This window comes from Salinibacter altiplanensis, from assembly GCF_002894645.1.
GTDB classification, from domain to species: Bacteria; Bacteroidota; Rhodothermia; order Rhodothermales; family Salinibacteraceae; genus Salinibacter; species Salinibacter altiplanensis.
In genome coordinates this window covers 609054-633141 of record NZ_NCQY01000030.1, presented here as the reverse complement: position 1 = coordinate 633141, position 24088 = coordinate 609054, and the positions used below count along the sequence as shown (strand labels likewise).

The following is a 24088-nucleotide window of genomic DNA, read 5'->3' as shown; positions in this document are numbered from 1 at the left end:
TGGAAAGCGCGCCCCGTCGTCCTAGCGGCGGGGTTTTCTGTTGTCGCGGCCACGGCGGGACTCGAACCCGCGGCTCGCGTGTTGCGTGACTCTGTCCGCTGAGTTACGTGGCCGAGTGCCCCGGGTCCTTTCCGAGGCCCGGGGCGGCTCCTTACACCTCCTTCCACAGAGCGCGTGTCTGTGAGAAGAGAAAGGTACGTCTAGTAGGGCGCACGGGCTCTCGCCACGCGGCCAACTGTGCGGGTGGGTAATGTGGGCGACCCGCGGCGCCCTGTGGCCACGAGCGGGCACGATCCGCTCTGCGTCCAAGGTGGCCATCTGCCCGGCTTGGCGCCAGCGTGCCGGGCGAACGCTGCCCCTGGGTGGCTCGGGGCGAGCCGTGTCGGATCAAGCCGTGAGGGGCAGCAGTGGGAAATGGCGAAGGGCGCATGTCTCTCTGGCGAGAGGCGCGCGTCTGTGAGCAGCCCGCCAGCCGACCAGGTGGCTCCTGGATGGGCCTTGCGGCGAGAGCCGCCTGAGCCCGTGGTTGGCGGGCTTTTTATGTCTGTGAGCAACCCGCCGGCGAGGGGGGGCTATTGGTGCCGGCTACCTGCGGGGTGGCGAGCCCCGCGCCGGCAGCTCCTCGGGGCTTCAGCGCTTGGATGTTGTTTCTGTGGGGAGCCCGCTGCCTGGCGCCCCGTCGCCCCGCACTTCCATAAGGCGCTTCGCCTCGCCGCGCACCTCGTCCATCTCCTTCTCCCCGCGGTCCGCGAGGGCGTGGAGGCGCCGCACGTTCCCCTGTCGGTATGCCTCGTGAATGTCGGCGCTGACCCGGACCAGGTCGACGACGTTGTCTTCGATCTCTCCGTTGATCTCGGTCTTCTCGCCGCGCTCCTCGAGCCGGTGCGTCCCCGGCACGTAAAGGCGGGAGAGGAAGGGATACCCCTCGCGGCACGCCTTCTTGGCGAGCTGGCGCTTGCAGGTGTCATTCGGCTCGCATCGGCCTCGCTTCCAGGCGCGGGCGGTGGACTCCTTGCGGCCGCCCCACTCGGAGACGGTCCGGGCCGGGTCGCGGCCTTCATCTTCCAGGCCGTACCAGGTCCGGCGAAAGGCGTCGAGCCAGGTCTCGTCGGTAGAATCAGAATCTGCCATCGGGATCTGAGCAACAGGAGTGAAGAAGAGCCGTGCAGGCAAGTGCTAGGCGGGGACAGTCTCGGCCTCTTCCCGAACTACGTCCATCAGAGATGGGCTCTCGATCAGCATCTGCTCCACGTCCGGTGCAATCTTTCCGGCCAATGCCAAAAGCTCATCAGCATCGGTGTCGAGGGCGTCAGCAACCCGCACAATCGTTTCCGTCGATGGCGGCGGGGCTTGCCCATTCTCGATCCGACAGATGTAGGTGTGTCCAACATCGGCCTTCTCCGCAACCTCTACCTGCGTTGTGCCTCGCATCTGGCGGATCGAGCGCATCTTGCGCCCAAATCGTGGATCAACAGCTCTTGGCATCGGGCGGCCTTTTGGCTATGTTGGGGTGCCGTGTCAAGTCAATGCGATAAATTAGACACTATGCGCACAGTGTTGGTTCACACTGTGTGTTGAGTTAATGTGAATTGCGCAAACTCTGTTATGCCGCCCAGTTCCGTTATAGATAGTCCTGTCCAGAAGGAAATAATGGACCTAGTTAGGTCTTCGGGTGAACCCCTGCAGCCCAAAGAGATGGCGGAAGAGCTCGACCGAAGCCGAAATAGTATCAACTCCGCTCTGCGCAAGCTCAAGGACGCTGAGGAGCTTGCGCAGCCAGCATACGGCTTGTATGATCTACCAGAGCGGGTTGAAAAAGAGAAGGTGAATCAGATGGAAGACGTAGAGCTTCCCCTGGGGCAGGATGAAGAAGACCCCACAGGAGGAAGCGGGAATAGGTCAGTACAAATCCCTTTGTACTCCCTCCAGGCCAGTGCAGGAACTGGCGAGCCAGCCTTGAAAGAAGAGGTGCGCGACTACATCAGCTATGATCGGCGACAATTGCGCCGCGAAGTAGGAGCAGATCCCGACGACCTAGCTGTACTGACAGTGCAGGGTATTTCAATGAAGCCCACGCTGACCCCTGGGGACCGAATTCTTGTAGTCCGTCACAACGGGGGAGCATTGAAGGATGGGAGCATCTATGTTCTTCGAAATCCAGCTTCAGGTGTAATCGTAAAGCGCCTGTTCTGGGAAACGGAAACGGCTGCTCGCCTGGAGGGGGACAATAGCCGAGTGCCGCAGAACGAGATAAAAGCGGACGATGATGGTCACATAGAGGGCTGGGAAGTTCTGGGTCAGGTTGTCCGAGTCCAGCAACACCTGTGACCAATCTTCTTGAGGTCGGGCAGAAGCTTTGAGAGGTTCGAGATACTCACCCCCACCTTCTCTTCAAGAAAAAAATAAAGGTCCTATGCGATATTCCTACAGTGGATTACTTATCGTAATCTTGGTATTCGTCGGGACTATTGGGTGTACGACAACATATCGTGCTTCTTATGAGATGTCCCTGGATGAGGTAGAACGACCAGCTGATGCTGAACAGCGGTTCGGTGAGACAGAGGTATCTGAGACTGATACGTCTTATGTGTTTGAGGATCAATTCATACGTGCGGTAGTGGCGCCGACAGGTAGTTTTACGTTGATGAGTATTGAGAATAAAACTGACAATACAGTACGCATAGATTGGAACCAGGGCGTATTTGTCGGGCCTGATGGGTCAAGTCAGACCCTGGTGCATGGCGAAATGCGGCGGATGGACATAGGGCGGGAGGTTTCACCGACCGTCATTGGACCAAGGGCTGCGGTTGAGAAAATAGTTAGCGGAGATGAGGAAGTTGATGGGGCTGAAAAAATGCCTACCACTCGCGTTGCGCAAAACAGTGAAAGCCAAGAGGTAAAAAAATCCCTTCGAGAAAATGCGGAATCTCTCGTTGGTAAAAGCTTCGAAATTCTGATGCCATTTAAGATTGAGGGTACAATCAATGAGTATATTTTTCGCATCGGGATCAATGAGGCAAGTCTAGAGACCGTTCAATAAAAACTGCCCGAAATCAGTTGCCATGCGATACGTCTTTTTGCTGGTACTCCCTCTGTTCGTAGGTGGATGCTTGGCCGCTGCTGCGGGTGCTGCTGGTGGGGCAGCGGCTGACAACGAAGACGCAGAGTACCTCGAGTACTACCTGATGACCGAAACGATGCCCGACAGTATCCGCACGGCGATGGAGAAGGAGCGTCTGGCCGTGGGCATGAACAAGACGCAGGTCCGCCTCGTCATGGGAGCTCGGCCGCATCACCCAGGAGACCCAAGCAGCGTGACGAAAGAAGGAGACGAAGAGCTGTGGGTCTTCAAGTCTGACAATAGACCTGATCGGGTCGTCCGGTTCGACCAGGAGGGAACTGTGATCAAGCTCGAGAGGCGCTTGATCTGATCCATGCAACGCTCCGATCCACCGCTGCTGCTGGGCGGATGCCTGGACGCCGCGGCCCCTCTGAATGTCGGAGAGGTGACGTCGACGTACATGCCGAATCGGAAGCGTCGCACAGATCTTGCAACCTTGCATGGTACAGTCTCTTTAACCAAGCCCGAAGACGGGGCCTGTCGTGTCTGATCACCTCTCCGTTTCTGATATGGATCTGTTTGAGGAGGACCCCGAAGAGCCGGAGCTTGACCTAGAGCGTCTCCGTGAGGCCATCCTCTACGTGTGCTCGCTTCCCCAAGAGCGCAGGGACATCAGCGAGACGAAGCTTCATAAGATCCTGTTCTACGCCGATCGAAGGGCGTATTTCGAGCTCGGCGAGCCGATTACTGGGGCCAAGTACATTCGACACCAATTTGGGCCGTACGCCGAGGTGCTTCCAGACACGTTGGAAGAGCTTGAGTCGGACGATGCGGTGGCTGTGCGAAAGTACCAGATCAGTGGAGTAGAGCTCGGGCCGAACGTCCAACATTGTCCGCAAGTGTTCACCCGCCCGAATACGGATGTTTTTTCTGAGGAGGAGCGCAAGATTCTCACGCGGGTTGCACGGGAGATTTTTCCGCTAAACACGACGACGGTGAGCCAGAAGTCTCACGACGTAGTCTGGGAAAGCGTGGAGCCGTTTGCAGAGATTCCATACTACCTGTCGTACCTTCAGGTTACCGAGAAGGATGATCGGGACGAGGTGATGGACTGGGCTCGAGAGAAAGCTCAAGAGCTTCAAGAGGAAGGGTAATGCTCCCACCTGAACCAGTCCGTGATTGGGCTCCTGCGAATCGGGAAGTCAAACGCCAAATCGATAGGATTCTCGATGGCCCGCAGCAACTCCGGTCAGCATTTCGGGCAATGACACATGTCTTGTGCATTAGCCCTGAGCACTCAGAGACTGAAGATTTGCCGGGAGAGCACCGCGTTTTTGCACGGAAACCCGAACCGAACCCTGGAATTCCGGGGTTGGCGATTCTCTACTGGTATGACGCAGAAGAAATCGTGATTTGGGACCTCAGAGTTGAGTGGCCCGAGGAATGAGGATTTGCGATGTACCGTAACCACTCACGACCGAAGCTCTACTTCTCGTTCTGACCGTCCCCGCATCGGCCCAGCAGCCCGGCCAGACATTCACCGTGCGCCTTTGGGGCACCGACGCGCCGGAGTCCTCCCAGCCGTACGGTGGGAACGCCACGAGCCGAGCGCGCCAGCTGGTGGGTGGGTCCACCGTTCGCGTTTCTGTGGAGGAGATGGACCGCTACGGGCGGGCTGTGGGGAGAGAAGAGGTAATGAAAACAATGTATGGTAGACCTCAAACCAATAGGCTAGAGGGGTGGGATCGTTGTTTCTTTGTAAAACTCTTCTCAGTAAATGTCGCTGATCCTTTCGGTTCAAACGCCAGATGGTATAGTCATTGCTGGAGATAGTCTCTCCACAATGCGAAATGCTTTTCAGATGGAAGGAGATATTGAAGTTCAGTGTCCGAACTGCGGTGACATACACCAGCAGCGCGTGAACACGCCTCAGGTGCAGATGCCGTCCACGACGATGCCTTACGCCCGAAAGTTATTTCCCTTTATGGATGATTTTGGCGTTGGTACGTTCGGAGCTGGTCAGCTTAACGGGAAAACCATGTACTTTGCCGTTCGAGAGCTTGAAGAGGAACTGGTTGCCGACGATAAAGTGGTTGAATCGGTGACCAATGCTGCTGATCGTATCGGAAACCGCGCTCATGAGCTACTTGAGGAACAGGTCGATACGTCCACCGATGATATCCCTTCCGACGAAATGGTTGTCGGTTTTCAAGTTGTAGGCTACGGTTCTGATGGCACTCCGGAAACCACTCAAGTTGAGGTTGGGAATGATGTAGACCTCAATAAACGAGACGATGAGATGATCGCCTCCGGCCGTGTTGAGGTGGTTAACGCACTGCACGAAGTCTGGGATAATCAGGGTGCTGGCCCGGCCTATCAGGTCTTTTCGTTGCAAGATGCAGTTAACTATGCGGAGTTTATGATCCGCACGACTTCGAATCATCAAGAGTTTTCGCAACGCATGCCCACTGTAGGAGGCGCTATCGACATTGCGCTCGTAACGCCATTCGATGGATTCCAGTGGGTTCGTCAAAAAGATCTTTCACAAACAATCGAGCAGAACCGCTATGACTGACACCGTAGGACGGAACTCGAAATCTCAACCCGCTGAACTAAAAAACACAGAGACGAAGAAAGACGAGTCGGTTGCCCTAAATTTTCAGACAGGGACCTACAGTCGCTCTACCGGAGACACTAATTCTGAGTCTCAGGACAAGGAGAGCGAATAAGTTTCACCTGAAAGTTTAGGAATGCCCACCCCCGCTGTTAAGTGGGGGTGGGTTTTCTTTATTGGAAACCCTTTCTTCTCCAGTAGCATAAAGGAGATCAGTTATCGCACCCTCGCCAGGTGCTCAGCCGCTCACAGACACGCTCAGGTCTTCCTCAAGCCCGTGCGCCCGGATCAGCCCGTCCTCCATGAGGAGGCGCGCAGTTCCATCAAGCGTGCCCTCCGCCAGTATGCCCGCGAGCAGTCCGCTCGCGATGTCGCACTCTACGGGGCCTCCATCCGTATGGGTTGGAACGAGCTCCAGGCCCGCGCCGGCCTGTCCCCACACGACTTGTCTCGGCGCCTGTCCCGCGTGAGAGAGCACCTCAAGGCGGCGGTGTCTCCGGAAGGATCGCCTTCTAACGAAGAGTCGCCTTCTGGGAGTCACTCTCAACGCCCCACCTCGCCGCCACAACAGTAGCCGATGCCCACCTGGGCCCAGCGTCTCCGCCGCTCTACCGGCGTCTCCACCGGTGAAGAGCCCGGCCCGCACCTCGGCGCGCTCTCCGGCTGGCTCCGCCGCACGCGCCAAGCGGCCGAGGGCTACGGCCGGCACGCCACCAAGCAGGCCGTGCGCGACGTCGATCCGACCGCAGAGGAGCAGGAGGCCCTCACGGCCCTCTTCGCCCTCCAGGCCGAAACGATCTACTGGGTCTGTTCGGACCTGCTGGAGCGGTACACCGAGTCCGCGCACGCCGACCGCCCGAGCCTTCAGCTCGAGGACCTCCTGGCAGAGGCCTATCCGCTCTTCCTTCGGGCCCTCGTCCGCTACGACCAGGAGCGGCCTCTCGAGGTGCACGTCCGCCGGGCCTTCCGTGATCGCGCCAGAGACTACATCGAGAGCCGGCTTCACCGGCCGGCTTCGAATCCAGAGGGGCACCCCCACCCGGTTCTTCCCGACACGCCGGAGCCGGTGCCAGAGGTCGACGTCGGCGCGATCTGCGAGGAGCTGCAGGAAGAGGGCTTCGTGCCGGAGCTCGGGGAGTCATCTGAAAGGAAGGACCCGCCGGACACGCCGTAACCCCCCGTAGTCTCCGAAAGGCCGCCGCAGCAGAACCGAAAACAATGCCCATGACCAATGCCGGACGTGCCCCGCTGTGGTGCCGAGAATCGAGACGGCGCCCCCTGCGGGCTCCCGGCCGGCTGGGGCACCGATCACAAAGGGGAGGGGCGGTGCAAGCACCACGGCGGAGCGACAGAAGGTGCGGGGGCCCCGGAGGGCAACAAAAACGCGGTGACGACCGGAGAGCACGAGTCGATCTTCTACGACACGTTAGGCGAGAAGGAGCAGGAGCTCTGGCACGCCGTCGACGCCGACCAGCTCGCCCAGCTCGACGAGCAGATCCGCCTGATCAACATCCGGGAGCGCCGAATGCTGAAGCGCATCCAGCGGATCAAGCGCCAAGAGCTCACCCTCACGGCCCGTGAGACGGAGGAGGGGGCCGCTCCCTCGGCCGGGGCCTCAGTGCAGGTCGACACCGAAAGAGAGCAGCACACCGCCACGATCGAGCGCATCCAGAGGATCGAGAAGGCCCTCACCCGGGTCCAGGCCGAACACCGGAAGCTGATCCGGGAGAAGTACCGCATCCTGAAGGACCAGCCGGCCGACAACTCCGAGAAGCTCGACGAGCTGCTCGGCCGGATGTCCTCGATGCGAGACGACGCTGGAGACTACCAGTCCCCTGAAAGCGGATGAGCAGTGACGCCGTACATCTCGGCACGGACGTCGGGGCCTCCGACCCGCTCGTGAGCCCCCAGCAAAAGCGGGCGTTTGCGCAAAGCACGGCCCGGACGAACATCGCCTGGGGCCCAGTGCGCTCCGGAAAAAGCGTCGGCCTCGAGTTTCTGCGGTGGTTCGAGTTTGTGGCCACGACCGAGCCGAAGGGGGGCGAGTACCTCATGGCCGGCAAGACGCTCAAGAGCCTCGAGCGGAACGTCCTCCGGCCGATGCAGCGGTGGTTTGGGCCTGCCCTCGTCGAGTGGAGCCTGCACCAGAAGGAAGGGACGATCGCCGGGGAGCGGGTCGAGCTCGAGGGCGCAAACGACGAGGGGGCCGTCGAGAAGGTCACCGGAATGACGCTCCGGGGGGCCGTCTTCAACGAAATCACCCTCTTCCCCGAGAACTTCTTCAACCAGACGCTGGCCCGGCTGTCGGTCCCAGGGGCGAAGCTCTTCGGGACGACGAACCCGGCCGGGCCCTACCACTGGCTGAAGGAGAAGTACCTCGACCGGGAGGAAGAGCTGAACCTCCGCCAGTGGCGGTTTCGGCTCGAGGACAACATTTTCCTCGACCCGAGCTACGTCGAGGCGCTGAAGGCCGAGTACACAGGGATGTGGTACAAGCGCTACATATTGGGGCTCTGGGTCCTAGCGGCTGGCGCCATCTACCAGATCTTCTCTCGGGAGACCCACGTCCGGGAGTTGCCTGACGGCCGCCGACGCCAGGTCAATCGCTACATCGTCGACTGCGACTACGGCACGTCCAACCCGACGACGTTCAGCCTGAAGGGCCTCTGGCACGAGGAGTGCGCAGACGGCCGGGAACGGGGCTTCGCGCACGCCTTCCGGGAGCACTACCACGACGGCCGCAAGGAGGGCCAGAAGACCGACGCTCAGCATGCGCAGGACCTCATCGACTGGCTGCCGGCCCGCGTCGGGGACCGAAGCATCGACCCGACGATCTACTGCGACCCCTCGGCCCAGTCGTTCATCACCGAGCTCGAGGAGCGGGGCTTCGACGTCGCAGAAGCGGAGAACGACGTCATCGACGGCATCCGGTTCGTGAGCTCGATGCTCGATGGGGAGGCGGCGGCCGACGGCTGGCCCCGGCTCACCTTCGACCCAGACTGCGAGGAGACGCCGAAGGAATACAGCTCCTACGTGTGGGATGAGAAGGCCCAAAAGCGGGGCGAGGACAAGCCCCTCAAGGAGCGCGACCACACCTGCGACCGGGACCGCTACGGCCTCTTCACGACGCTGCACGAACCGGACCGGACGGAAGAGGCCTTCGGCTCCATTCTTTCTGCCAACTGACCTGCACGCGACATCCCCCCATAAGCGACAGCTCACCATGCCGATCCACCAGGCTACGCACCCCCATTTCGACGATCACAAGAAGGACTGGACGACGGTCCGCCGGATGATGACTGGGGAAAAGGTCGCGGCCGAGCTCATCCAGCGCTACTTCGAGCACCGGGACCACTTCGACCAGCGGCAGAAGGATGCGGACTTCACGCCCCGGACCCGCTTTCTGCTGGGGCGCCTGGCGGGGATGCTGTTCGAGCGGGCCGGCGACGTGCAGCGGGATGAGGGCCCGATCGAGGAGGGCAGCCTCGAGCAGGCCGGCCCCAAGGGCGAGGACTACCGGGTGCTTCTCCTCAGGCTCGCGCAGACGCTTCTCAGCCACAACGAGGCGGTCGTGGTGCTCAACCCCGCGACGGGCCTGCACGTCCAGACGCCCCTTACGAGGCCGCACTGGACTGGCCAGGAGGCGACCATCCAGGGAAGCCGCGTGGAGGCGAGTTCAGTGATGGAAGACGGTACGCGGGTGCGGACGTGGACCCGCTACATGCCGAGCGGCTTCGAGGTGTACCGAAAAAGCGTCAGCAACGAGGACGAGGCGGAGCTGATCGGTTCGGGCACGTGGGCGGGGGACGCCCGGCCCGGTGGGGAGGCGCCGTTTTTCGTAGATGATGAGGGCCGGCCGACGGCGCCGGTCCTTCGCGTAGAGATGTCGTGGGAAGCGCAGGTCGGCCTCCAGATCGCGAAGAAGCACCGGTCGATCTTCCGCATGACCAGCCGCCGGGACTTTGCCCTCTCCGCCGCAATGAACGGGCTCATCCAGCTGGGCGTCGGAGACAACGAGAGCTTAGCCGATGAGATCGAGCACCGCCTCAAAAGCGGGCTGAAGGTCGTGCCGTACGACTCGGACTACGGGCCCCACCAGGGCCTGGAGATGCCCACCGCCGGCGTGGAGGCGGGGAGCAGCGTTCTGAAGGGGAAGAAAAAGGAGCTCAACCGGATCGCGTACAACGAGCTCGAGGAAGGGGCCCGGACCTCTGGATCGGCGACGGAGGCGCAGATCAAACACCAGGGCGGGGCAGCCTCTGCTCTTAGCGTCCTCGCTGAGACGATGGCCGACGCGGAGCAGCGTATCCTCCGGCTCAAGGCCCAGGCGGAAAACTTCAGGGAGTATGCCGGCCCCCAGCCCTCTCCGCCGGGCGTCAGCGTCGAGTGGCCGACCGACTACAGCGACGTGGTCGGGCCCAGCGAAGACGATCTGGCCCGCCGCATCTTCGGGTCCCAGCTCCCGGCCGACGAGGAGACGGCCACCGAGGTCCTCATGGACGTCTTCCGGGAAGAGGGATACGAGCCGGGGGAGGACGCTCTTGAGGAGGAGGTGCGCTCGGCGCTCGACCGAAGCGCGCAAGCAAGCTCGACCACAGGTCAGTTTCTTCAGTAATGCCTAACCCTCAGCGCACGTACAACGAGGCGGTATCGGAGGCACGGGCCCGCCTCATCCAGGGCGGCCTCACCGCCGAGGTCGTGCAGCGCATCCGGGAGGCTCTGGCCGAGAGCCTCATCCGTCTCACAAGTGAAGCGGAGGCGGGGCGCCTGACGCCGGAGCGATTGGAGAACCTCCGCCAGAGCCTCGACCGGGCCCTGCAGTCGTACCGCGACCAGGCGGTCGTCGTCCTCGAGCAGGGGCGCCGCGACGCCATGCAGCTCGCGGTGCAGGGCCACACGGCCGGGCTCACGGCCGCACTTGAGGAGGCCGGTCAGGCCGGCAGCATCGCTGTCGGGGAGACGTTCACCGATGTCCCGGATCAGGTGCTGGAGGTGCAGGCGGCCCGGCGCGCGGTAGATACCACAGACACGATGGCGACGCTCGTGAACCGCAGCGTGCAGGGCGCCGCGGATGACATCGACGAGCAGCTCGGCCGGATCGTGGATCAAGGCGTCGACAACGAGATGGTCGCGGAGGACATCGCTCGCGTCTTGGCCCGGGGCAACCCAGACCTGCAGAACACCCTGAAGCAGATGGGACGGGGAACCGATGTCGACATCGACCCGGAGGCCGACCCGGTCGCCCTCGACGAAGACGCTCTGCAGCAGGCCCAGCGCGTCGAGTACGAGGCGCGCCGCATCGCGGTCTCCGAGACGAACAGCCACTACCACGAGGCCGATGTCGTAAGCGCCATCCAGAGCCCTGTGGTGGACCTCCTGCGGTGGCGCACCTCACAGCTGCACACGCACGAGAAGCGCTACGTGCCCGACGTGTGCGACTTCCTCGAGCAGGCGGACCTCTTCGGCTACGGGGAAGGGCTGTACCACCCGGCCGGCGTGCCGGCTCTGGTGCACCCGCATTGCCAGTGTAGGGTCGAGACCGTGCTGAAGCCGCCGGAGGAGTATGGCACGCCCAACCGGGCCCTGCCCGAGGAGCGGGAGCTCTCGGAGACGACCGTGGAAGACGCCCTGCGGGAGATAGAGGGGGATCGCACGGTCACTGAAACGTATGCCCAGCGGCAGGCCGAAGCCCTTAACGAACACCTCTCCACGGCCTTTGAGGCCGGCCGAGACATTATGCAGTAGGGAAAGTCCGGGCGGCCCGAGTACCCCCTTCCGGCCGGTAACCCCCCGTAGTAGGCGAACGGCGATTCTAAAGCCGTTTCTACGCCTCCCGCGGGCGGTGAACTGCGGGCGGGTACGCCACGAGGCAAACGCCGAACGGCGGCACAGCGCGGACGGCCCGCGCCCACACAAGCTCCCCGGACTTACTGTCCCCTTTTTATTCATGCCGATCTACGAGATCCCCGACGACGCGGACGTCGACCTGCCGGACGGCGCAGAAGAGCGCGACGACCTGCTCAGGCAGGAGGAGGTCGACAACATCGTCCAGACGCGCCTGAATCGCGAGCGGAGCAACGTGCGCCAAGACCTCCGCTCCGACGAGGAGTTTCTGCAGGAGGCGATGCAGGAGACCTTCGGGGTCGAGCTCCGGGAGGACGGCCGGCCGAAAGGCGCCCCCTCGGACGACGAGGTGCAGGAGATGCGGCAGCGCATCTCCGAGCTCGAGTCGGAGGCCGAGGAGGCCGAGCGGCTTCGCGAGCGCATCGACAGCGCCAGAAAGACCGAGCTGGAGAACGAGCTGCTCTCCAGTGCTGACGGCGTCAAGGAGGACATGCAGGACGTCTTCATGTCCTACGCCAAAAGCACCTTCACCTACGACGACGAGTACGGCTGGGTCGCGACTAACGACGAGGGCGAGGTCCAATTCGAGGGCGGCGAGCCGGTGCGGCCGAGCGACTTCGTGGAGGAGACCCGGGAGGAGCGGCCGTCGATGTTTCGAGAGTCCTCGATGCAGGAGGGCCCCAGCTCGACGCCGACCGACGAGGGCGGCTCCCAGGAGACGATGCCCCGGGAAGAGTTCGAGTCGATGTCGCCGGAGAAGCAGAAGTCCTTCGTGGATGAGGGGGGGCAGGTCGTAAGCGAGTAACCTCCTTCATCACTGAGCTACAAGACTCATGGCGGACCAAAACACACTCAACAACCTGATTCCCGACCTCTACGCGGCAATCGACCGCGTGCGGCGGGAGCTTACCGGCTTCATTCCGGCCGTCAGTCGCGACTCTCGCGCCGAGCGGGCCGGCAAGGGCGACACCGTTAGCGTGCCGGTTACCACTGGCGAGACGGCCAAGGACATCACCCCGTCCAACGTGCCCCCGGACAGCGGCGGCACTGCGGTGAACACCCGCAAGATCACCATCTCAAAGAGCCGGGCGGTGGAGATCCAGTTCACCGGGGAAGAGATCCGGTCTTTGCAGAACTCCGACACCACGGGTGCGGACAACAACTACGTGGAGATCCGGCAGAACCGCATCGTGCAGGCGATGCGCACGCTGGTAAACGAGGTGGAGACCGACCTGGCCGGCCTCTACACCGGAGCGGCTCAGGCGTACGGGGCGCCCGGCACCACGCCCTTCGGCACGAAGGACGATTTCTCGGACTTTGCAGGCGTGGAGGAGATTCTCGACGACCTCGGGGCGCCGTCGATCGACCGGCAACTGGTCGCCGGCTCGGCGGCCTGGAAGAACCTGAGGGGCGTGCAGACCGGCATCCTGCAGCGGGCCAACGAAGCTGGCACCGACGAGGCGCTTCGCAGCGGCGAGTTCGGGGAGGTACACGACATGACGCTACGCAACTCCGCGCAGGTTCAGTCCCACTCGCACGGCTCCCTCACCGACGTCACGGCCAATGCGAACGGGGCGGGCACCACCCAGGTCGACGTAGAGACGGCCGGCTCGACCGGCGACATCTCGCTGAACGAGGGTGACGTGATCTCCTTTGCCGGCGACGACAACCTCTACGTGGTTGCCGCGGACACCTCGGCCGGGGCCGGCGTGGCCTCGACGACCATTCCGATCCGGGAGCCGGGCCTCCGCGTGGCCACCACCGACGGAGACAGCGTGTCGGCCGAGAGCAACTACACGGCCAACGCGGCCTTTCACCAGAGCGCGATCCAACTCGCGACCCGTGCGCCGGCGCTGCCGGACGGTGGAGACATGGCGACCGACCGGACCCAAGTGACTGACCCACAGACCGGCCTCACGTTCGACGTCGCCCAGTACGACGGGTACCACCAGCGCCACTGGGAGATCGGGCTCGCCTGGGGGCAGGCGGTCACGAAAGAGGAGTTCATGGCCCTGCTGCTCGGATAACGCCTCCCCAATGGGGGGGGCTCTCGTGCCCGGCGGGCTTCGCCGGGCTTCTTTCCCATTTTGCTCATTGCAGTTATGGCTCGACGCGACACGATCAAAATCGTCCCCGACGCGGACTTCTCAACGGAGTTCGTCCGCATCCCGGCCGAGGAGTTCGACCCCGAAAAGCACGAGCGGTACGACCCTGACGGAGGCTCATCCTCCACTGAGGTCGATGCGACCGACGGGGCCCGCGCCCTCGCCGGTGAGGAGGACGTTGACCTCACGTCCATCGAGGGCAGCGGCAAGGACGGCCGCATCACCAAAGCTGACGTCAAAAGCGCGACCTGATGCCCGACATCCTCACGAGTGACACGTTCGATGAGTGGCTGGATGACGATGTCCAGTCGGAGGCAGGCCTCGAGCGAACGGTCGACCGGGCCGAGCAGAAGGTGATCGGTCGCTACCGGGAACGGGAGCGTGGGTCCGCCCACGCCCTGCGGGAGACCACACAGGAGGTGACGGTGCAGCTGGTGGGTTGGGAGGAGACAGCCGACGGCACGCCGGACATCGGCGCAATGCCGGGTGACCTGGTCGAGCGGCTCCGCGACTGCATCGCCCGCATCGTGACCCGCTGGGTCGAGTCCCCAGGCGGAGACGTCCGGAGCAAGAGTGTCGGCTCTCGGTCGGTGACCTACGACAAGGATGCCGATGCCCTGCCCCACAGCGTGTACGCCCCGCTGCGCCCTTACGATGACCGCACGCCCTACAGCCCTGGGGTATAAAGCACCCGCTGAGCAGATGGACTTTTTCGCCCATCACATTGAGGTCACCCGCCCGCCCGATCGCGACGGCCTCGGCCGCGAGAGCGGCACCGCGACAACGGTCTACGACGGGCCGGCCGAGATCCAAGAGCAGGCCGTCAAGAAGCGTGGGCAAAGCGGGCAGGTGGTCCGCGTTGGCGACGCGACAGGCTTCATCCCCGACGATGAGCCCTTCGATCTGCAGGCGTCGGACGTGGCCACCGTGACGCGCCCCGACGGGACGACCTTCGCGGCGACGGTGGCGTCGGTGACTCGGCTGGACCAGAGCTTCGTTCTTTCGAAAGATCGGTAGCCGAAAGGCGCCTCTACAATGGCCCGCCTCCGCGTGAAGGGACTTCGCTCGCTGCGCCGCTCGCTGCGGTCGTACGCGAGAGACGTGCGGGTAGAGGTCGCCCTCGAAATGACGGCCGTGATGGAGGAGATCCAGGACGCGGCCCGGGAGATGGCGCCGTTTGAGACGGGCCAACTGGAAGGGTCGATTCAGCCATCTCCCCGGGTCGTAGATGCAGACGAGCTGACCGGACGCGTAACTGCAAACACTGAGTATGCCGCCGTGCAGGAGTTTGGGTTCACGGGCACTGTCTCAGTGGATGCCCACAAGCGGACGATGAAGCAAGGCTTCGGCGACTCAAGCAACTACCCGATGACCGTCACGATCCCCGCTCACACGCGCCGCATGGACATCGAGGGCAACTTCTACCTGACGAAGGCGGCTCAGACCGCGAAGCAGACCTACTCGAAACGCATCGGAGACGCGATTCAGCGCGCACAGTAATCGGTACGCCTTGAATGAGCCTCCCACTTCGACCGCTTACCACAGCCATCTACGAGCGCCTCACCGGCGAGGACGGCGCCGGGCTGGAGCTCCCCGTAGATGTCTTCTACGCCGGTTCCAAAGAGGCGACGACCGAGTACGTGGCAATCCAGATTCCGACGTCGAGCCGGCGGGTCACAAAAACGACAGACGGCCGCACCTCAATCATCGCGCTCCGCTGCCACACCGAAGCCCCAGACGGCAATGCCGAGCCCCTCACGGCATTCGACCTCGCTGAAAGCGCCCACGAGAGTCTTGAGAGCCAGGAGCTCTCCCTCGGCTTGGACCACGCGTTGCTCTACTTCCCCGAGCCCCAAGACGTGCGCCCCAACGGGTACGACATGGACGGCGGCACGCGGGCGATGGACGTGATCCTTCGGTACGACCTGCACACCCAACACACCCCGTAGCTGCTTTGCATAGCGACACAGACCCATGGCCGCACCAGAAACCGAAATCGTCGGCGTCAACCTGCTCACCAAGGCAAACGGCACGCTTATCGGCGGCCAGACTGACCTGACGCTCGACAAGACGCTGAACCTCCAGGAGGTAGAGGACAAAAACGCCGGCTTCTTTGGGAAAAGCATCCCCGGCTTTGAGGAGTCGAGTATCACCGCCGACAACGCGTACACCGGCGACGGTGGAGAGCACATCCTCGGGGAGGACGACAACGTCGAGGCCCAGCTCACGAGCCAGGATGGGAGCGCGACGGAGGTGGTGCAGGGCCTCCAAGAGCTGACGTGCACGCTCGAAAGTGAACTTGTGGAGGTACAAACCTTCCAGAGCTCCGGCGCAAAAGAGTACCGGGTCGCGGGCCAGTCGCTCGACCTGTCGCTGTCGGGACAGTACTTCGACCCGGCTGCCACCGATGGGGCGGGGCATGACCTGATTCTCTCCGCGGAGGAAGCCGACGAATACCTTTCGCTTTCGCTCACCTTCGGCGCCTTGACCATCAGCGGGGACATTCGCCCGGAGGACTGGTCGCTTTCGGCGCCGGCTGGAAACGACACCGCAACGTTCGACTCGACCTTTCGGCATGAGGGCGTCATCAACCACAATGGCACTGTTGACGGTGGGCTCGATGCCGTGATCGACGCGTGGTTCAACCGAAATACCGTCGCGGCGCTGCTGGAGTACCAGGAAGTCGGGACGGCCGTCAGCGGGGCGACGAAGTACGAGGGGGATGGGTTTGTGTCGAGCCTCGAGCTGTCCGGCACGCAGGGGGAGCCTCTGGACCTCAACTATGAGCTGCAGGTGACCGGCGGCCTCACCCGCGCCTTGCAAGCCTAACTTGAACTGATACGCTAGAGCCCTATGGGAGATACCTGGAGTGACCTTACCGACACCGACACGGCCGAGGACCGCGCCCTTTCGATCGAGGTCCGCGGCAAGAAGTTGCCGTGGCTCATCGACGGGAAGGCGATCCGTGTGATGAAGACCCGGCACGGCACGGACTTGAAGGACATTCTTTCGGCGGCCTACGACCTTGCCCTGCAAGGCGCGGCCGTGCAAGGGTCAGAGCTAAGCGAAGAAGAGCTTGAGGGCCTCTCGGAGAAGCAGGTCGAAGCCCTCGCCGCTGAGGCCGACGGGGCAGATGTGATGGAGCTCACCGACATGTACGAGGCAGTCGGCCGGCTTCTCTGGGCGGGGGCGGTCCGGTTCGAGCCGGAGCTAGGCGAGGAAGAGGTGTGCGGGCTCGTTGGGCCGGACAACATTCGCGGCCTTCCGCTCGGGCCGATGATTGCCCGTGCCTTCCCCGATGAGGGAAACCCCGACGAGGAAGACGACACAGCGGGAAAAGCGTCCCCGAAAAAGGAGACCTCTTGACCACGAGTGACTTTTTTGCCGAGTGCTCTCGGATGGGGCTCTCGCCTCGGGCGGCCGACCGGACTGGCCTACGAGAGTGGTTCGCCTGGCGGCGTGGCCACCAGCGGCAAGAGCGGGCTGAGTGGCGGCGCGCCTTGGCGATCGTGAACACAGTGATCGGGTTTGCCGGGGGCGACCCGGTAGACCTGAGCGAGCTGGAAGCGGGTGCCGGCCGGCGACGCAGCTCTCAGCAAGAGTACGAGGCGCTTCTGGGGCGCAACGCAGACTGGATTCCTTAACTTGATCTCCGGAGCAACAGCTTCTCGTCCCAATGGCCGATGACCCGATTGACGAGCTGGAGGTACTGCTCAGCTTGGACCTTGAGGAGCTAGAGGATGAACTCGAGGAGGCGGTCGACAAGTTTCAGCGGCTGGACAACCAGTCGACTGAAGACGCCCAAGACGAACTGGACGATGCCGCGGAGGCGGCCGACGACTTGTCTGATAAGCTAGACAAGGCAAGCCGAGAAGACGTGGATGTGGACGTCGACGACGGGGAAGTATCGCAGCTCCAACGCCGTCTTCAGGCCCTGGATGGCCGTGACGTGGCCGTTGATCTCAAGTTTGATGAGGGGCGAAACCGAATCGCCCGCAGGCTTTCCGGTAGGGGCGGGTCATCAAGCAAAGAGGGCATCTTCGGGGGTAACCGTTTGCCGGGCGAGCTAGACGAGGTGCAAGAGGGCTTCGCGGCCCTTTCTGCGGTTCCGCCTCAATTGAAGGCTGTGGGCGCAGCAGCGGCGACGGCGGCGGCCGCGATTGGGGCCGGGGCTGGACTGGCAGGTGTCGCGACAAAGCTGGCGGCCGAGTTCGGACCGGCCGGACTCCAGAACGATGTGAAGGCAGCGGGTGCCACATTCAAGGAAACCGGTCGCGACTTTGCAGAAGCCTTCAGCGGGGTGATTCGAAGTGAAGTGCTGCCGGCGGCCCGTGGGCTTGCCGCGGCCGTTCGCGGTGCAGACGACGCCCTTGCCGTCTTCAGCTCCGGAACCATAGAGTTTTTGAAGCAGCTTCCTGGCGCTGGGCCGGCGTTCGGAGCGCTCGTCAATGCAGGCCGGGCAGGCGATAGCGGGCGAGCAGGTGTGCTTCAGGGCGTCGGCAACGTGACTGGGCTTCGGGAAATCGAGCGGACACTTATCAACCAAGTCGAGCGCGTACGAGACCGCTTCGAGCGAGACCTCATCCCGAAGAAGGAAATGCTGTCCCAGGTCAAGGACTTCCGGCTCGATGCGGTCAAGAACCTCCAGAAGCTCCAGCAAAAGTTTCCCGACGCCTTCCCTGAGTCCACGCTTGATGCCTTTGTGGCGAAGCTGAAGCAGGTGCGAAAGCGCCTTGAGGAGGTGAGCAGCGTCTCGCTGGAAGGCGTAGCTCCGCAGCCGGCCGACGCGGAGCAGGTGGACACAGCCCCACGAGAATCCAGTGGCGACAGCCTGTCTGAAAACATCGCTGAGACCTCACCGGTGCCGATGGGCGGGACAGGTGGTGCCGAGCCGCTGCTGCGGCAGGCCCGCATGACACGGCGGGCATTTTTCAAGATCCGCCAGCAGATCCGCGCCTCCATCACCCAGATGTCGAGCCTCGCCCGCGTCGGCGTGCAGGCATTCGCTCAGCTCGGCAGCGTGATGGGATCGACGGTCGGGCAGGCATTCACCGACCTCATCCGAAATGCAGTTGGCTTCGAAAATAAGATTGGGTCGATCGCAGAAGCGTTCAAGTCCCTTGGCCGCGCGGCGATCGGGGTGCTCCAGCAGGTCATCACGAAGCTCGCCAGCGCCGCAGCCATCGCGGCGATTCTGGGCCCGATTCTCGGCGTGAGTTCGGCTGGGTTTGGGTCGGTTTTCAGCTCATTGATCGGAGGTGGGGGAATCCCAGGTCTCGCCGTTGGGGGCCGGATTGAGGAGAGTGGCATCGCCCGAGTCCACAAAGGCGAACAGGTCGTGCCAGAGGGTATGGTGAGCCGCATACAGGGGCTTGTGCGACAAACCGCACAGCTAAACGCTGCGGCTCTCGCCGGACGCTCTGCAGCGGGCGGCATGAACGTCACGGTAAACGTCGAGGGTGACCGCCGCACGGACGGCCGCGACCTCAAGACCGCCTACGACACCACGACCCGCATACAGAAGCGCAAAGGCCGATGAGCTACGGTACCAAATACAAAGTCCGCTGGAAGGACATCGTGGGGCGGGAGTGTGTCGCCGATGTTCAGCAGCAAGGATACAGCGGGGCCGCTACTAGCCTTCTCGCGGCAGAGACGGCCGTCGACATTGAGTGGGGACAGCAGGGCCAGCAGGACCTGACGGTTCCCTTCATGGTCTCCAGCCTACAGCTCGGCGTCGTGGGCACCCCAGACGCAGAAGCGATGCTCGCCGACATCGCCGACACGCCCGACCAAGAGTGGCGGCTGAAGTACAGCGAAGACGGGCAGCTCTTCTGGCAGGGATTTATTGCCGGGGACCTCTCGGGGGCGAACCCGAACAGTCCTCGCGAAACCATCGAGGTCGAGGCGATCGACGGGCTCGCCTTGCTCGAGAATCACGACGCCTACGACGACGGCGGGGTCATCAGCACAGCCATCAGCCGCCTGCTGCGGGGTGGAATCGGCTATGTTGGACTGCACGACCTGCCGGTCTACACCTCAATGGACTGGCGGCCATCGGGCAGCGTGCCTGACGGGAAGTGCCCACTTGATGAGCTCAGCTTCCAGGACAAGGCCTATAAACAGCTCGACGAGGACCGGGAGCCAGAGGGGACGCTTGACGCACGGACGAACCTCGAAGACGTATGCGAGCGGTTTGGCCTTCGTCTGTTTCAGGCCGGTGGCGCCTGGCACCTCCGCCAGCGCGACCAGATCGAGGACGGGACAGCCCTGAAGCGCTGGAAGATGCCGGCCGGCCAGCTGTCGTTCAACGACTCGCCCACCACAAGCGACGTCACGGCGGCCCTCCCGCATCAGCTCAAGCGCACGGACCGGCCACAGCGCCGCGTGCATCGGCTTCGCTCTGTGGAGTCTGCGTTTCAGTACGACGACCTCGGAGAGCTTGCCCGGAACGGGTCTTTTGAAGACTCACTCTCTACGTGGGTACCAGCTAACGATCCAAATGCAGTCCGCGAGCAGTACGACGACACGCCTCTCCCGGCCGCACAGACCCAGGAGGAAACGTGGGCGCTGCACCTCTCCCGCGCCTTGACCGACCCTTCCCAGCAGGCAAAGATTACCCAAGATGTGCCTGCGCCGATCTTCGACTTAGGGCCGAGAGGCTCGCTGAAGCTGACGTGGAATCAGGTCGACGAGGGAGGTGGAGCATTTGCCTGTGAGACGCAGTGGCAGCTCGGCAGCCACTACGTGCAGGCGCGCAACAAGGAGGTCACCCAGGCCACGAATCAGGGGGAGGATGCCGTTATATACCTCGCTGGCTCGGTGTCAGGGCTGGACGGGACGATCCTTATGCCCGCTGGAGCAGAGATTCCGGTGCGCGGAGGATCGACCGACACCCAAATCACCCTGTCCGAGCCGCTGCAAGCAGGAGATGAGAGACTGATCGGTGAGCTCGAACAAGATGTAGAGAGTGGAGACGGCATTATCTACTGGGTGTGGTCCGATACGCAGCAGACCACCAGCTTCGGTCAAAGCACCTCGTACGACCATTTTGGGCTTCTCAATGCGAACGGCGACTACCCGGTGGTGCCGAGGGACCCTGCAATGGCGCTTCAACCACAGCAGGTTACGATTGCCTTGCAGACGGCTGAAGGGATCGATCTTACAGGCCGTGACCTCCAGGTCTCTTTCGAGTCCAATGCGGCTTTCGACGTCTACATCGACAACGTCAGTGCAAAGCTGCAGCGCAGCGGCGAGCCGATCGAGGAGACCGACTACATCGCGTTCGACGACCATTATGGGCGTGAGGTAAAGCTCACCCACCGCATCGGTAGCGGGCCCGTCAAAGGCCACCCGCGCGAGCTTACGGATGATTCTGGGGAGCTCTTGACTGACTGGACGTCTGGGCAAGGGCAGACCGGCCTTGGGCTAGAGCAGCTGCTAGCCCAACAGTGGATGCGGCAGCAACGGGAGGCCTTAGACCGCCGGACGTTCCAGTTCGAGGAGCGGGGCACCCAGATCGGTCCGCAACACATCTACGGGCTGGAGGGGACGCCCTACACCGTCACCTATCTCACGTACTCGAAAAGCAGCTCCGGGAACGGGGGCACGATCGAGGTCACAGAGAAGAAAGACGCAGGCATCGCGGGCCTCACCCGGGCCTACGTGATGGACAATCAAGAGGCGGCTAGTGGAGGAAGTGGTGGGACGATCGTCAACGCGGGCGACCAGATCATTGAGGGGGCTGGCTCCTGGGACGAGCTCACCGGCAAGCCCAACTCCCTTCTGGCCCGGAATGGAGATTCGGATGGGTTCGCCACCACCGTGGCCCTGGGGTCCGAGGATGTCACCGGTGCCCTGAATCTCTCCGGCTCCACGTTTCTGGAGGTCAACAGCGACACGAGCCCAGACAGCCTGGTGGCCAGGGTCAAAGACGAGGACGATATGGCGAGCGATTCGGCCACCCACCTGGCCACACAGACCTCCATCAAATCGTTTCTGGAGAACATATTGCCGGAGGGAGGGCAAAATATTGAAGTAACGGGCCTCCCGGACCCTGTTATATCGACCGTAAACCGCCCCACGTTCAACGACGTGATTTTGAGGAACCAGGCGGACGAAAATGATGAGGCGGTTCGGGCGGACCGGACCGTTGAGGTGAACGGCACACCCAACCAAGTGGTGGTGAACGCCGGCAACACTACACAGGGCGCCCTCACCTCGGACGTGTCCGTAAAGCTCCAGGCGCCCCAAAACCTTCACACAGGCGCGGATTTCCGGGTAAACAAACTCCGCCTGGGGGTGGCCAACACGCCAACCAAAGACGGCTCCGCCCACCTCACCGGCTTTATTGGCCACCCCGATTACACGGCCGAACTTGAACACTGGAGGATCACGGCCGCCGGCCTCGGGGATTTTCGGACTCTCCTGGCCGACGAACTGCGGGTGGAGGCGTTTGTGGCCGAGGTGAACGAGGCCTTGGCCGGGGAGGACTTTCTGACTAAAAGTTTCGCCACCCTGGAGGCGCCGTTCACTGTGCCGGGGAGCGTGGGCAACACGGCCACGCTCCACGTCCAGGACCTAGCCGGCCTCGGGGCCACACAGGTGTTCGAGGGGGGAGACACGATCCGAATGAGGTACGTGGACCGTTCCGGTGGGGGCCTCACTGTGGCGGACGTGTGGGTGTCTGTGACCGGGTACAGCGACCAGGGGGACGGAACGCAAACCTGGACGGCCGAACTCCTGGAGTCCACGCCGGCCAGTGGGGAGGACATACTGGAGGGCGCCGTGGCCCTGGATTATGGGGTGTCGGGGGACTTTCTCATTGAACGGTCCGTCCTGGAGCCGGGGGACACCGGCGACATTGCGCCGTACGACCGGATTTTGAAGTGGGAGGACACGAGCGGAAACCAGGTACCCGATTCGTTCGAGGTCTTGAACCTCCGGGGCAATCTCTCGGGCCTGGCCAAAGCCAACGGCTCCGGGCCCGGCGTCTATACCGAACAGGGCCGGTTCACCTCGGACGTGATTGTGGGAGACCTGGAGGCGGCCACCTCGGCCACGGAGGGGACATACCTGAAATTTACCGAGGCCGAGGGCCTGGAGATCGTGGTGGGCTCCGGAGACGTGGAGGCGCAGATCACACAAAACGCCTCGGACATTGAACTCCTGGCCCGGAGGGTCACACAAGAGACCGAAAGCCGGGCCGGGTTGGAGGTGAACGTGGGAGAGAACACGGCCAGTATTCAGGCCAACGCCACGGTAATCGGGGACAACTCCCTGTTCTCCCAGGCCACCCTCTCCCTCCACGCCTCCGAGACGGAGACTCGGTTCGAGTCCTCGGTCCAGTTTACGGACAACAACAACCAGGTGGACAACCGGGCGTCCGTCTCCCTCCTGGCCGGCCCCGGCGGCTCGGCCGCAATCCTAGCCGGGGAAAACATCCTCCTGGACGGGGACACCGAGGTGGCCGGGAGTTTCGAGGTGGCGGACGCCAACATTGAGGCGGATTACGGCGTGACACTCCGCCAACCGGACGAGCCTGTGGACTCGGATGTGAGTGGGCGGTCGCTCCGAAAAGGGGACACCTGGATCGACACGGACGGGGGCGAGGAGGCGTACACGTACAACGGCACAGATTGGGCTCGGACCGAGGTGGACCTACGGGCCCAGGCGGACCAAAACTCGGCAGACGTGGAGCTTTTGGCCCGGCGGGTGGCCCAGGAGACCGAAAGCCGCTCGGCCATTGAGCTGAACGTCTCCGAAAATGCGGCTACCCTCACGGCCAGCGTTCAATACGACCAGGTGGCCAACGGCAATACCTCCGAGGCCGCCATTGAGCTTTTTGCTGGACCGGACGGGAGCAAAGCCACAATCGTCGGAAATTCCATCCTGTTGGACGGGGACACCACCGTTACGGAAAATTTTGAGGTACAAGGGAAGGTTATCGGGGGATTGACTTTCGACGGGGGAAAGATAAAAAACACCTCGGAGGATTACGTAATTGACGACGACGGGATTATACTGGCCGCCGATGATGATGTGTTTGTTCCGAGTTCAATTGTGTGGAAGGACGGGCAAACCAGTGTTGGTTCTGTGTTTACAACTGCCAGTGGACTCCTTGACCTCGTAGGCAAAAACCGGGTCCGGATGCGAATTGATGGGGTGGGTGTTATCCTTGACTGTCTTTCTAGCCAAGAGGAAGTCCGAATTGACGACCGATACGACCTAACAATTGGGCGTTTTCTTAATACCTTTCGGGTAGCTTCTGGCAGTACAAAAGTGGGAAAACCATGGCTTTGGATGAGGGCGGCAGGAGGGGACCCGGATGATTTTTCAACGGCTGGAGCCAAACTTTATTTTAGAAAAGATGGAGGGGGCCAAACACAACTTTACGTCAAGGCAGATAACAACCGTATTGAGCGAGTGACCAATTTCTGAACGACCACAAACAGGACATCCGGACCT

The 24088-nt window shown here is 62.5% G+C and carries 26 protein-coding genes and 1 tRNA gene; 23 read left to right on the top strand and 4 right to left on the bottom strand.

From position 1 onward, the window contains the following. Positions 1-46 precede the first annotated feature (46 nt). The 3 genes from B7R93_RS14755 to B7R93_RS14745 form a co-directional block, all read right to left on the bottom strand. Positions 47-113 (bottom strand) — tRNA-OTHER (locus B7R93_RS14755). A 517-nt stretch (positions 114-630) separates the two neighbouring features. Beyond that, a complete protein-coding gene (locus B7R93_RS14750; protein WP_103021483.1) occupies positions 631-1131 on the bottom strand; it encodes a hypothetical protein in 501 nt (166 codons plus the stop codon). Between the two features lie 45 nt (positions 1132-1176). After that, the gene (locus B7R93_RS14745) at positions 1177-1485 is read right to left on the bottom strand and encodes a helix-turn-helix domain-containing protein (protein WP_103021482.1); all 309 of its coding nucleotides are present in this window, start codon (positions 1483-1485) and stop codon (positions 1177-1179) included. Between the two features lie 210 nt (positions 1486-1695). On the opposite strand from B7R93_RS14745, the gene B7R93_RS14740 reads away from it, so the two are divergent. The 6 genes from B7R93_RS14740 to B7R93_RS14715 all read left to right on the top strand — a co-directional run bounded on the left by B7R93_RS14740 (position 1696) and on the right by B7R93_RS14715 (position 5636). Then, positions 1696-2328, top strand: a complete 633-nt coding sequence (locus B7R93_RS14740; protein WP_157942322.1) for a S24 family peptidase — start codon at positions 1696-1698, stop codon at positions 2326-2328. A 175-nt stretch (positions 2329-2503) separates the two neighbouring features. After that, positions 2504-3040, top strand: coding sequence for a hypothetical protein (locus B7R93_RS14735; protein ID WP_103021480.1), 537 nt, complete (start codon positions 2504-2506; stop codon positions 3038-3040). Positions 3041-3110: 70 nt separating this feature from the next. After that, positions 3111-3431: a hypothetical protein gene (locus B7R93_RS14730; protein ID WP_157942320.1), complete on the top strand. Its 321-nt coding sequence runs from the start codon at positions 3111-3113 to the stop codon at positions 3429-3431. 199 nt (positions 3432-3630) lie between these two features. Next, positions 3631-4215, top strand: coding sequence for a Panacea domain-containing protein (locus B7R93_RS14725; RefSeq protein ID WP_103021478.1), 585 nt, complete (start codon positions 3631-3633; stop codon positions 4213-4215). A gap of 388 nt (positions 4216-4603) precedes the next feature. Further along, on the top strand, positions 4604-4894 hold the full coding sequence (locus B7R93_RS16255; RefSeq protein ID WP_232798483.1) for a thermonuclease family protein: 291 nt from the start codon (positions 4604-4606) through the stop codon (positions 4892-4894). Next, positions 4839-5636 carry a hypothetical protein gene (locus B7R93_RS14715; RefSeq protein ID WP_157942318.1) on the top strand — a complete coding sequence of 266 codons (798 nt, stop codon included), beginning with the start codon at positions 4839-4841 and terminating at the stop codon, positions 5634-5636. The genes B7R93_RS16255 and B7R93_RS14715 overlap by 56 nt, the downstream gene beginning before the upstream one ends. A gap of 277 nt (positions 5637-5913) precedes the next feature. Here B7R93_RS14715 and B7R93_RS14710 read toward each other — a convergent pair whose 3' ends face one another. Further along, the gene (locus tag B7R93_RS14710; protein ID WP_103021475.1) at positions 5914-6153 is read right to left on the bottom strand and encodes a hypothetical protein; all 240 of its coding nucleotides are present in this window, start codon (positions 6151-6153) and stop codon (positions 5914-5916) included. A 99-nt stretch (positions 6154-6252) separates the two neighbouring features. Between B7R93_RS14710 and B7R93_RS14705 the strand changes: the two genes are divergently transcribed. The 17 genes from B7R93_RS14705 to B7R93_RS14625 all read left to right on the top strand — a co-directional run bounded on the left by B7R93_RS14705 (position 6253) and on the right by B7R93_RS14625 (position 24061). Beyond that, complete coding sequence (locus B7R93_RS14705; protein WP_103021474.1) at positions 6253-6849, top strand: hypothetical protein; 597 nt, start codon at positions 6253-6255, stop codon at positions 6847-6849. A 57-nt stretch (positions 6850-6906) separates the two neighbouring features. Beyond that, positions 6907-7524 carry a hypothetical protein gene (locus B7R93_RS14700; protein ID WP_103021473.1) on the top strand — a complete coding sequence of 206 codons (618 nt, stop codon included), beginning with the start codon at positions 6907-6909 and terminating at the stop codon, positions 7522-7524. Continuing rightward, positions 7521-8861 (top strand): PBSX family phage terminase large subunit, encoded by a 1341-nt coding sequence (locus tag B7R93_RS14695; protein WP_103021472.1) that lies wholly within the window; start codon positions 7521-7523, stop codon positions 8859-8861. Before B7R93_RS14700 ends, B7R93_RS14695 begins: the two co-directional genes overlap by 4 nt. A 37-nt stretch (positions 8862-8898) precedes the next feature. Next, entirely contained in the window at positions 8899-10290 is a 1392-nt protein-coding gene (locus tag B7R93_RS14690) for a hypothetical protein (RefSeq protein WP_103021471.1), read from the top strand. Then, complete coding sequence (locus tag B7R93_RS14685; protein ID WP_103021470.1) at positions 10290-11420, top strand: hypothetical protein; 1131 nt, start codon at positions 10290-10292, stop codon at positions 11418-11420. The genes B7R93_RS14690 and B7R93_RS14685 overlap by 1 nt, the downstream gene beginning before the upstream one ends. Positions 11421-11622: 202 nt before the next feature. Continuing rightward, complete coding sequence (locus B7R93_RS14680; RefSeq protein WP_103021469.1) at positions 11623-12324, top strand: hypothetical protein; 702 nt, start codon at positions 11623-11625, stop codon at positions 12322-12324. A gap of 28 nt (positions 12325-12352) precedes the next feature. Beyond that, complete coding sequence (locus B7R93_RS14675) at positions 12353-13546, top strand: major capsid protein (protein ID WP_103021468.1); 1194 nt, start codon at positions 12353-12355, stop codon at positions 13544-13546. Positions 13547-13621: 75 nt separating this feature from the next. Next, positions 13622-13876, top strand: coding sequence for an E3 binding domain-containing protein (locus B7R93_RS14670; RefSeq protein ID WP_103021467.1), 255 nt, complete (start codon positions 13622-13624; stop codon positions 13874-13876). Next, positions 13876-14310 carry a hypothetical protein gene (locus B7R93_RS14665; protein ID WP_103021466.1) on the top strand — a complete coding sequence of 145 codons (435 nt, stop codon included), beginning with the start codon at positions 13876-13878 and terminating at the stop codon, positions 14308-14310. Before B7R93_RS14670 ends, B7R93_RS14665 begins: the two co-directional genes overlap by 1 nt. Positions 14311-14326: 16 nt before the next feature. Beyond that, complete coding sequence (locus B7R93_RS14660; RefSeq protein WP_103021465.1) at positions 14327-14641, top strand: hypothetical protein; 315 nt, start codon at positions 14327-14329, stop codon at positions 14639-14641. An 18-nt stretch (positions 14642-14659) separates the two neighbouring features. After that, a complete protein-coding gene (locus B7R93_RS14655; RefSeq protein ID WP_103021464.1) occupies positions 14660-15124 on the top strand; it encodes an HK97 gp10 family phage protein in 465 nt (154 codons plus the stop codon). A 14-nt stretch (positions 15125-15138) separates the two neighbouring features. Then, positions 15139-15573, top strand: a complete 435-nt coding sequence (locus B7R93_RS14650; RefSeq protein WP_103021463.1) for a hypothetical protein — start codon at positions 15139-15141, stop codon at positions 15571-15573. Between the two features lie 25 nt (positions 15574-15598). Continuing rightward, positions 15599-16453 carry a phage tail protein gene (locus tag B7R93_RS14645; RefSeq protein ID WP_103021462.1) on the top strand — a complete coding sequence of 285 codons (855 nt, stop codon included), beginning with the start codon at positions 15599-15601 and terminating at the stop codon, positions 16451-16453. Positions 16454-16477: 24 nt separating this feature from the next. After that, positions 16478-16990, top strand: coding sequence for a hypothetical protein (locus B7R93_RS14640; protein WP_103021461.1), 513 nt, complete (start codon positions 16478-16480; stop codon positions 16988-16990). Between the two features lie 32 nt (positions 16991-17022). Then, positions 17023-17268: a hypothetical protein gene (locus B7R93_RS14635; RefSeq protein WP_157942317.1), complete on the top strand. Its 246-nt coding sequence runs from the start codon at positions 17023-17025 to the stop codon at positions 17266-17268. Positions 17269-17300: 32 nt separating this feature from the next. Further along, positions 17301-19163, top strand: a complete 1863-nt coding sequence (locus tag B7R93_RS14630; protein WP_103021459.1) for a hypothetical protein — start codon at positions 17301-17303, stop codon at positions 19161-19163. Continuing rightward, the gene (locus B7R93_RS14625; protein ID WP_103021458.1) at positions 19160-24061 is read left to right on the top strand and encodes a restriction endonuclease subunit S domain-containing protein; all 4902 of its coding nucleotides are present in this window, start codon (positions 19160-19162) and stop codon (positions 24059-24061) included. Before B7R93_RS14630 ends, B7R93_RS14625 begins: the two co-directional genes overlap by 4 nt. Positions 24062-24088: the final 27 nt, after the last annotated feature.

Bases quoted from the DNA above. Each gene is read 5' to 3' on its own strand.
- B7R93_RS14690 (WP_103021471.1), top strand. From the start codon at position 8,899: ATGCCGATCCACCAGGCTACGCACCCCCATTTCGACGATCACAAGAAG.
- B7R93_RS14655 (WP_103021464.1), top strand. From the start codon at position 14,660: ATGGCCCGCCTCCGCGTGAAGGGACTTCGCTCGCTGCGCCGCTCGCTG.
- B7R93_RS14650 (WP_103021463.1), top strand. From the start codon at position 15,139: ATGAGCCTCCCACTTCGACCGCTTACCACAGCCATCTACGAGCGCCTC.
- B7R93_RS14700 (WP_103021473.1), top strand. From the start codon at position 6,907: ATGCCGGACGTGCCCCGCTGTGGTGCCGAGAATCGAGACGGCGCCCCC.
- B7R93_RS14670 (WP_103021467.1), top strand. From the start codon at position 13,622: ATGGCTCGACGCGACACGATCAAAATCGTCCCCGACGCGGACTTCTCA.
- B7R93_RS14705 (WP_103021474.1), top strand. From the start codon at position 6,253: ATGCCCACCTGGGCCCAGCGTCTCCGCCGCTCTACCGGCGTCTCCACC.
- B7R93_RS14640 (WP_103021461.1), top strand. From the start codon at position 16,478: ATGGGAGATACCTGGAGTGACCTTACCGACACCGACACGGCCGAGGAC.
- B7R93_RS14680 (WP_103021469.1), top strand. From the start codon at position 11,623: ATGCCGATCTACGAGATCCCCGACGACGCGGACGTCGACCTGCCGGAC.
- B7R93_RS14645 (WP_103021462.1), top strand. From the start codon at position 15,599: ATGGCCGCACCAGAAACCGAAATCGTCGGCGTCAACCTGCTCACCAAG.
- B7R93_RS14715 (WP_157942318.1), top strand. From the start codon at position 4,839: ATGTCGCTGATCCTTTCGGTTCAAACGCCAGATGGTATAGTCATTGCT.
- B7R93_RS14745 (WP_103021482.1), bottom strand. From the start codon at position 1,485: ATGCCAAGAGCTGTTGATCCACGATTTGGGCGCAAGATGCGCTCGATC.
- B7R93_RS14635 (WP_157942317.1), top strand. From the start codon at position 17,023: ATGGGGCTCTCGCCTCGGGCGGCCGACCGGACTGGCCTACGAGAGTGG.
- B7R93_RS14725 (WP_103021478.1), top strand. From the start codon at position 3,631: ATGGATCTGTTTGAGGAGGACCCCGAAGAGCCGGAGCTTGACCTAGAG.
- B7R93_RS14685 (WP_103021470.1), top strand. From the start codon at position 10,290: ATGCCTAACCCTCAGCGCACGTACAACGAGGCGGTATCGGAGGCACGG.
- B7R93_RS14740 (WP_157942322.1), top strand. From the start codon at position 1,696: ATGGCGGAAGAGCTCGACCGAAGCCGAAATAGTATCAACTCCGCTCTG.
- B7R93_RS14660 (WP_103021465.1), top strand. From the start codon at position 14,327: ATGGACTTTTTCGCCCATCACATTGAGGTCACCCGCCCGCCCGATCGC.
- B7R93_RS14695 (WP_103021472.1), top strand. From the start codon at position 7,521: ATGAGCAGTGACGCCGTACATCTCGGCACGGACGTCGGGGCCTCCGAC.
- B7R93_RS14630 (WP_103021459.1), top strand. From the start codon at position 17,301: ATGGCCGATGACCCGATTGACGAGCTGGAGGTACTGCTCAGCTTGGAC.
- B7R93_RS14675 (WP_103021468.1), top strand. From the start codon at position 12,353: ATGGCGGACCAAAACACACTCAACAACCTGATTCCCGACCTCTACGCG.
- B7R93_RS14750 (WP_103021483.1), bottom strand. From the start codon at position 1,131: ATGGCAGATTCTGATTCTACCGACGAGACCTGGCTCGACGCCTTTCGC.
- B7R93_RS14665 (WP_103021466.1), top strand. From the start codon at position 13,876: ATGCCCGACATCCTCACGAGTGACACGTTCGATGAGTGGCTGGATGAC.
- B7R93_RS14735 (WP_103021480.1), top strand. From the start codon at position 2,504: ATGTCCCTGGATGAGGTAGAACGACCAGCTGATGCTGAACAGCGGTTC.
- B7R93_RS14625 (WP_103021458.1), top strand. From the start codon at position 19,160: ATGAGCTACGGTACCAAATACAAAGTCCGCTGGAAGGACATCGTGGGG.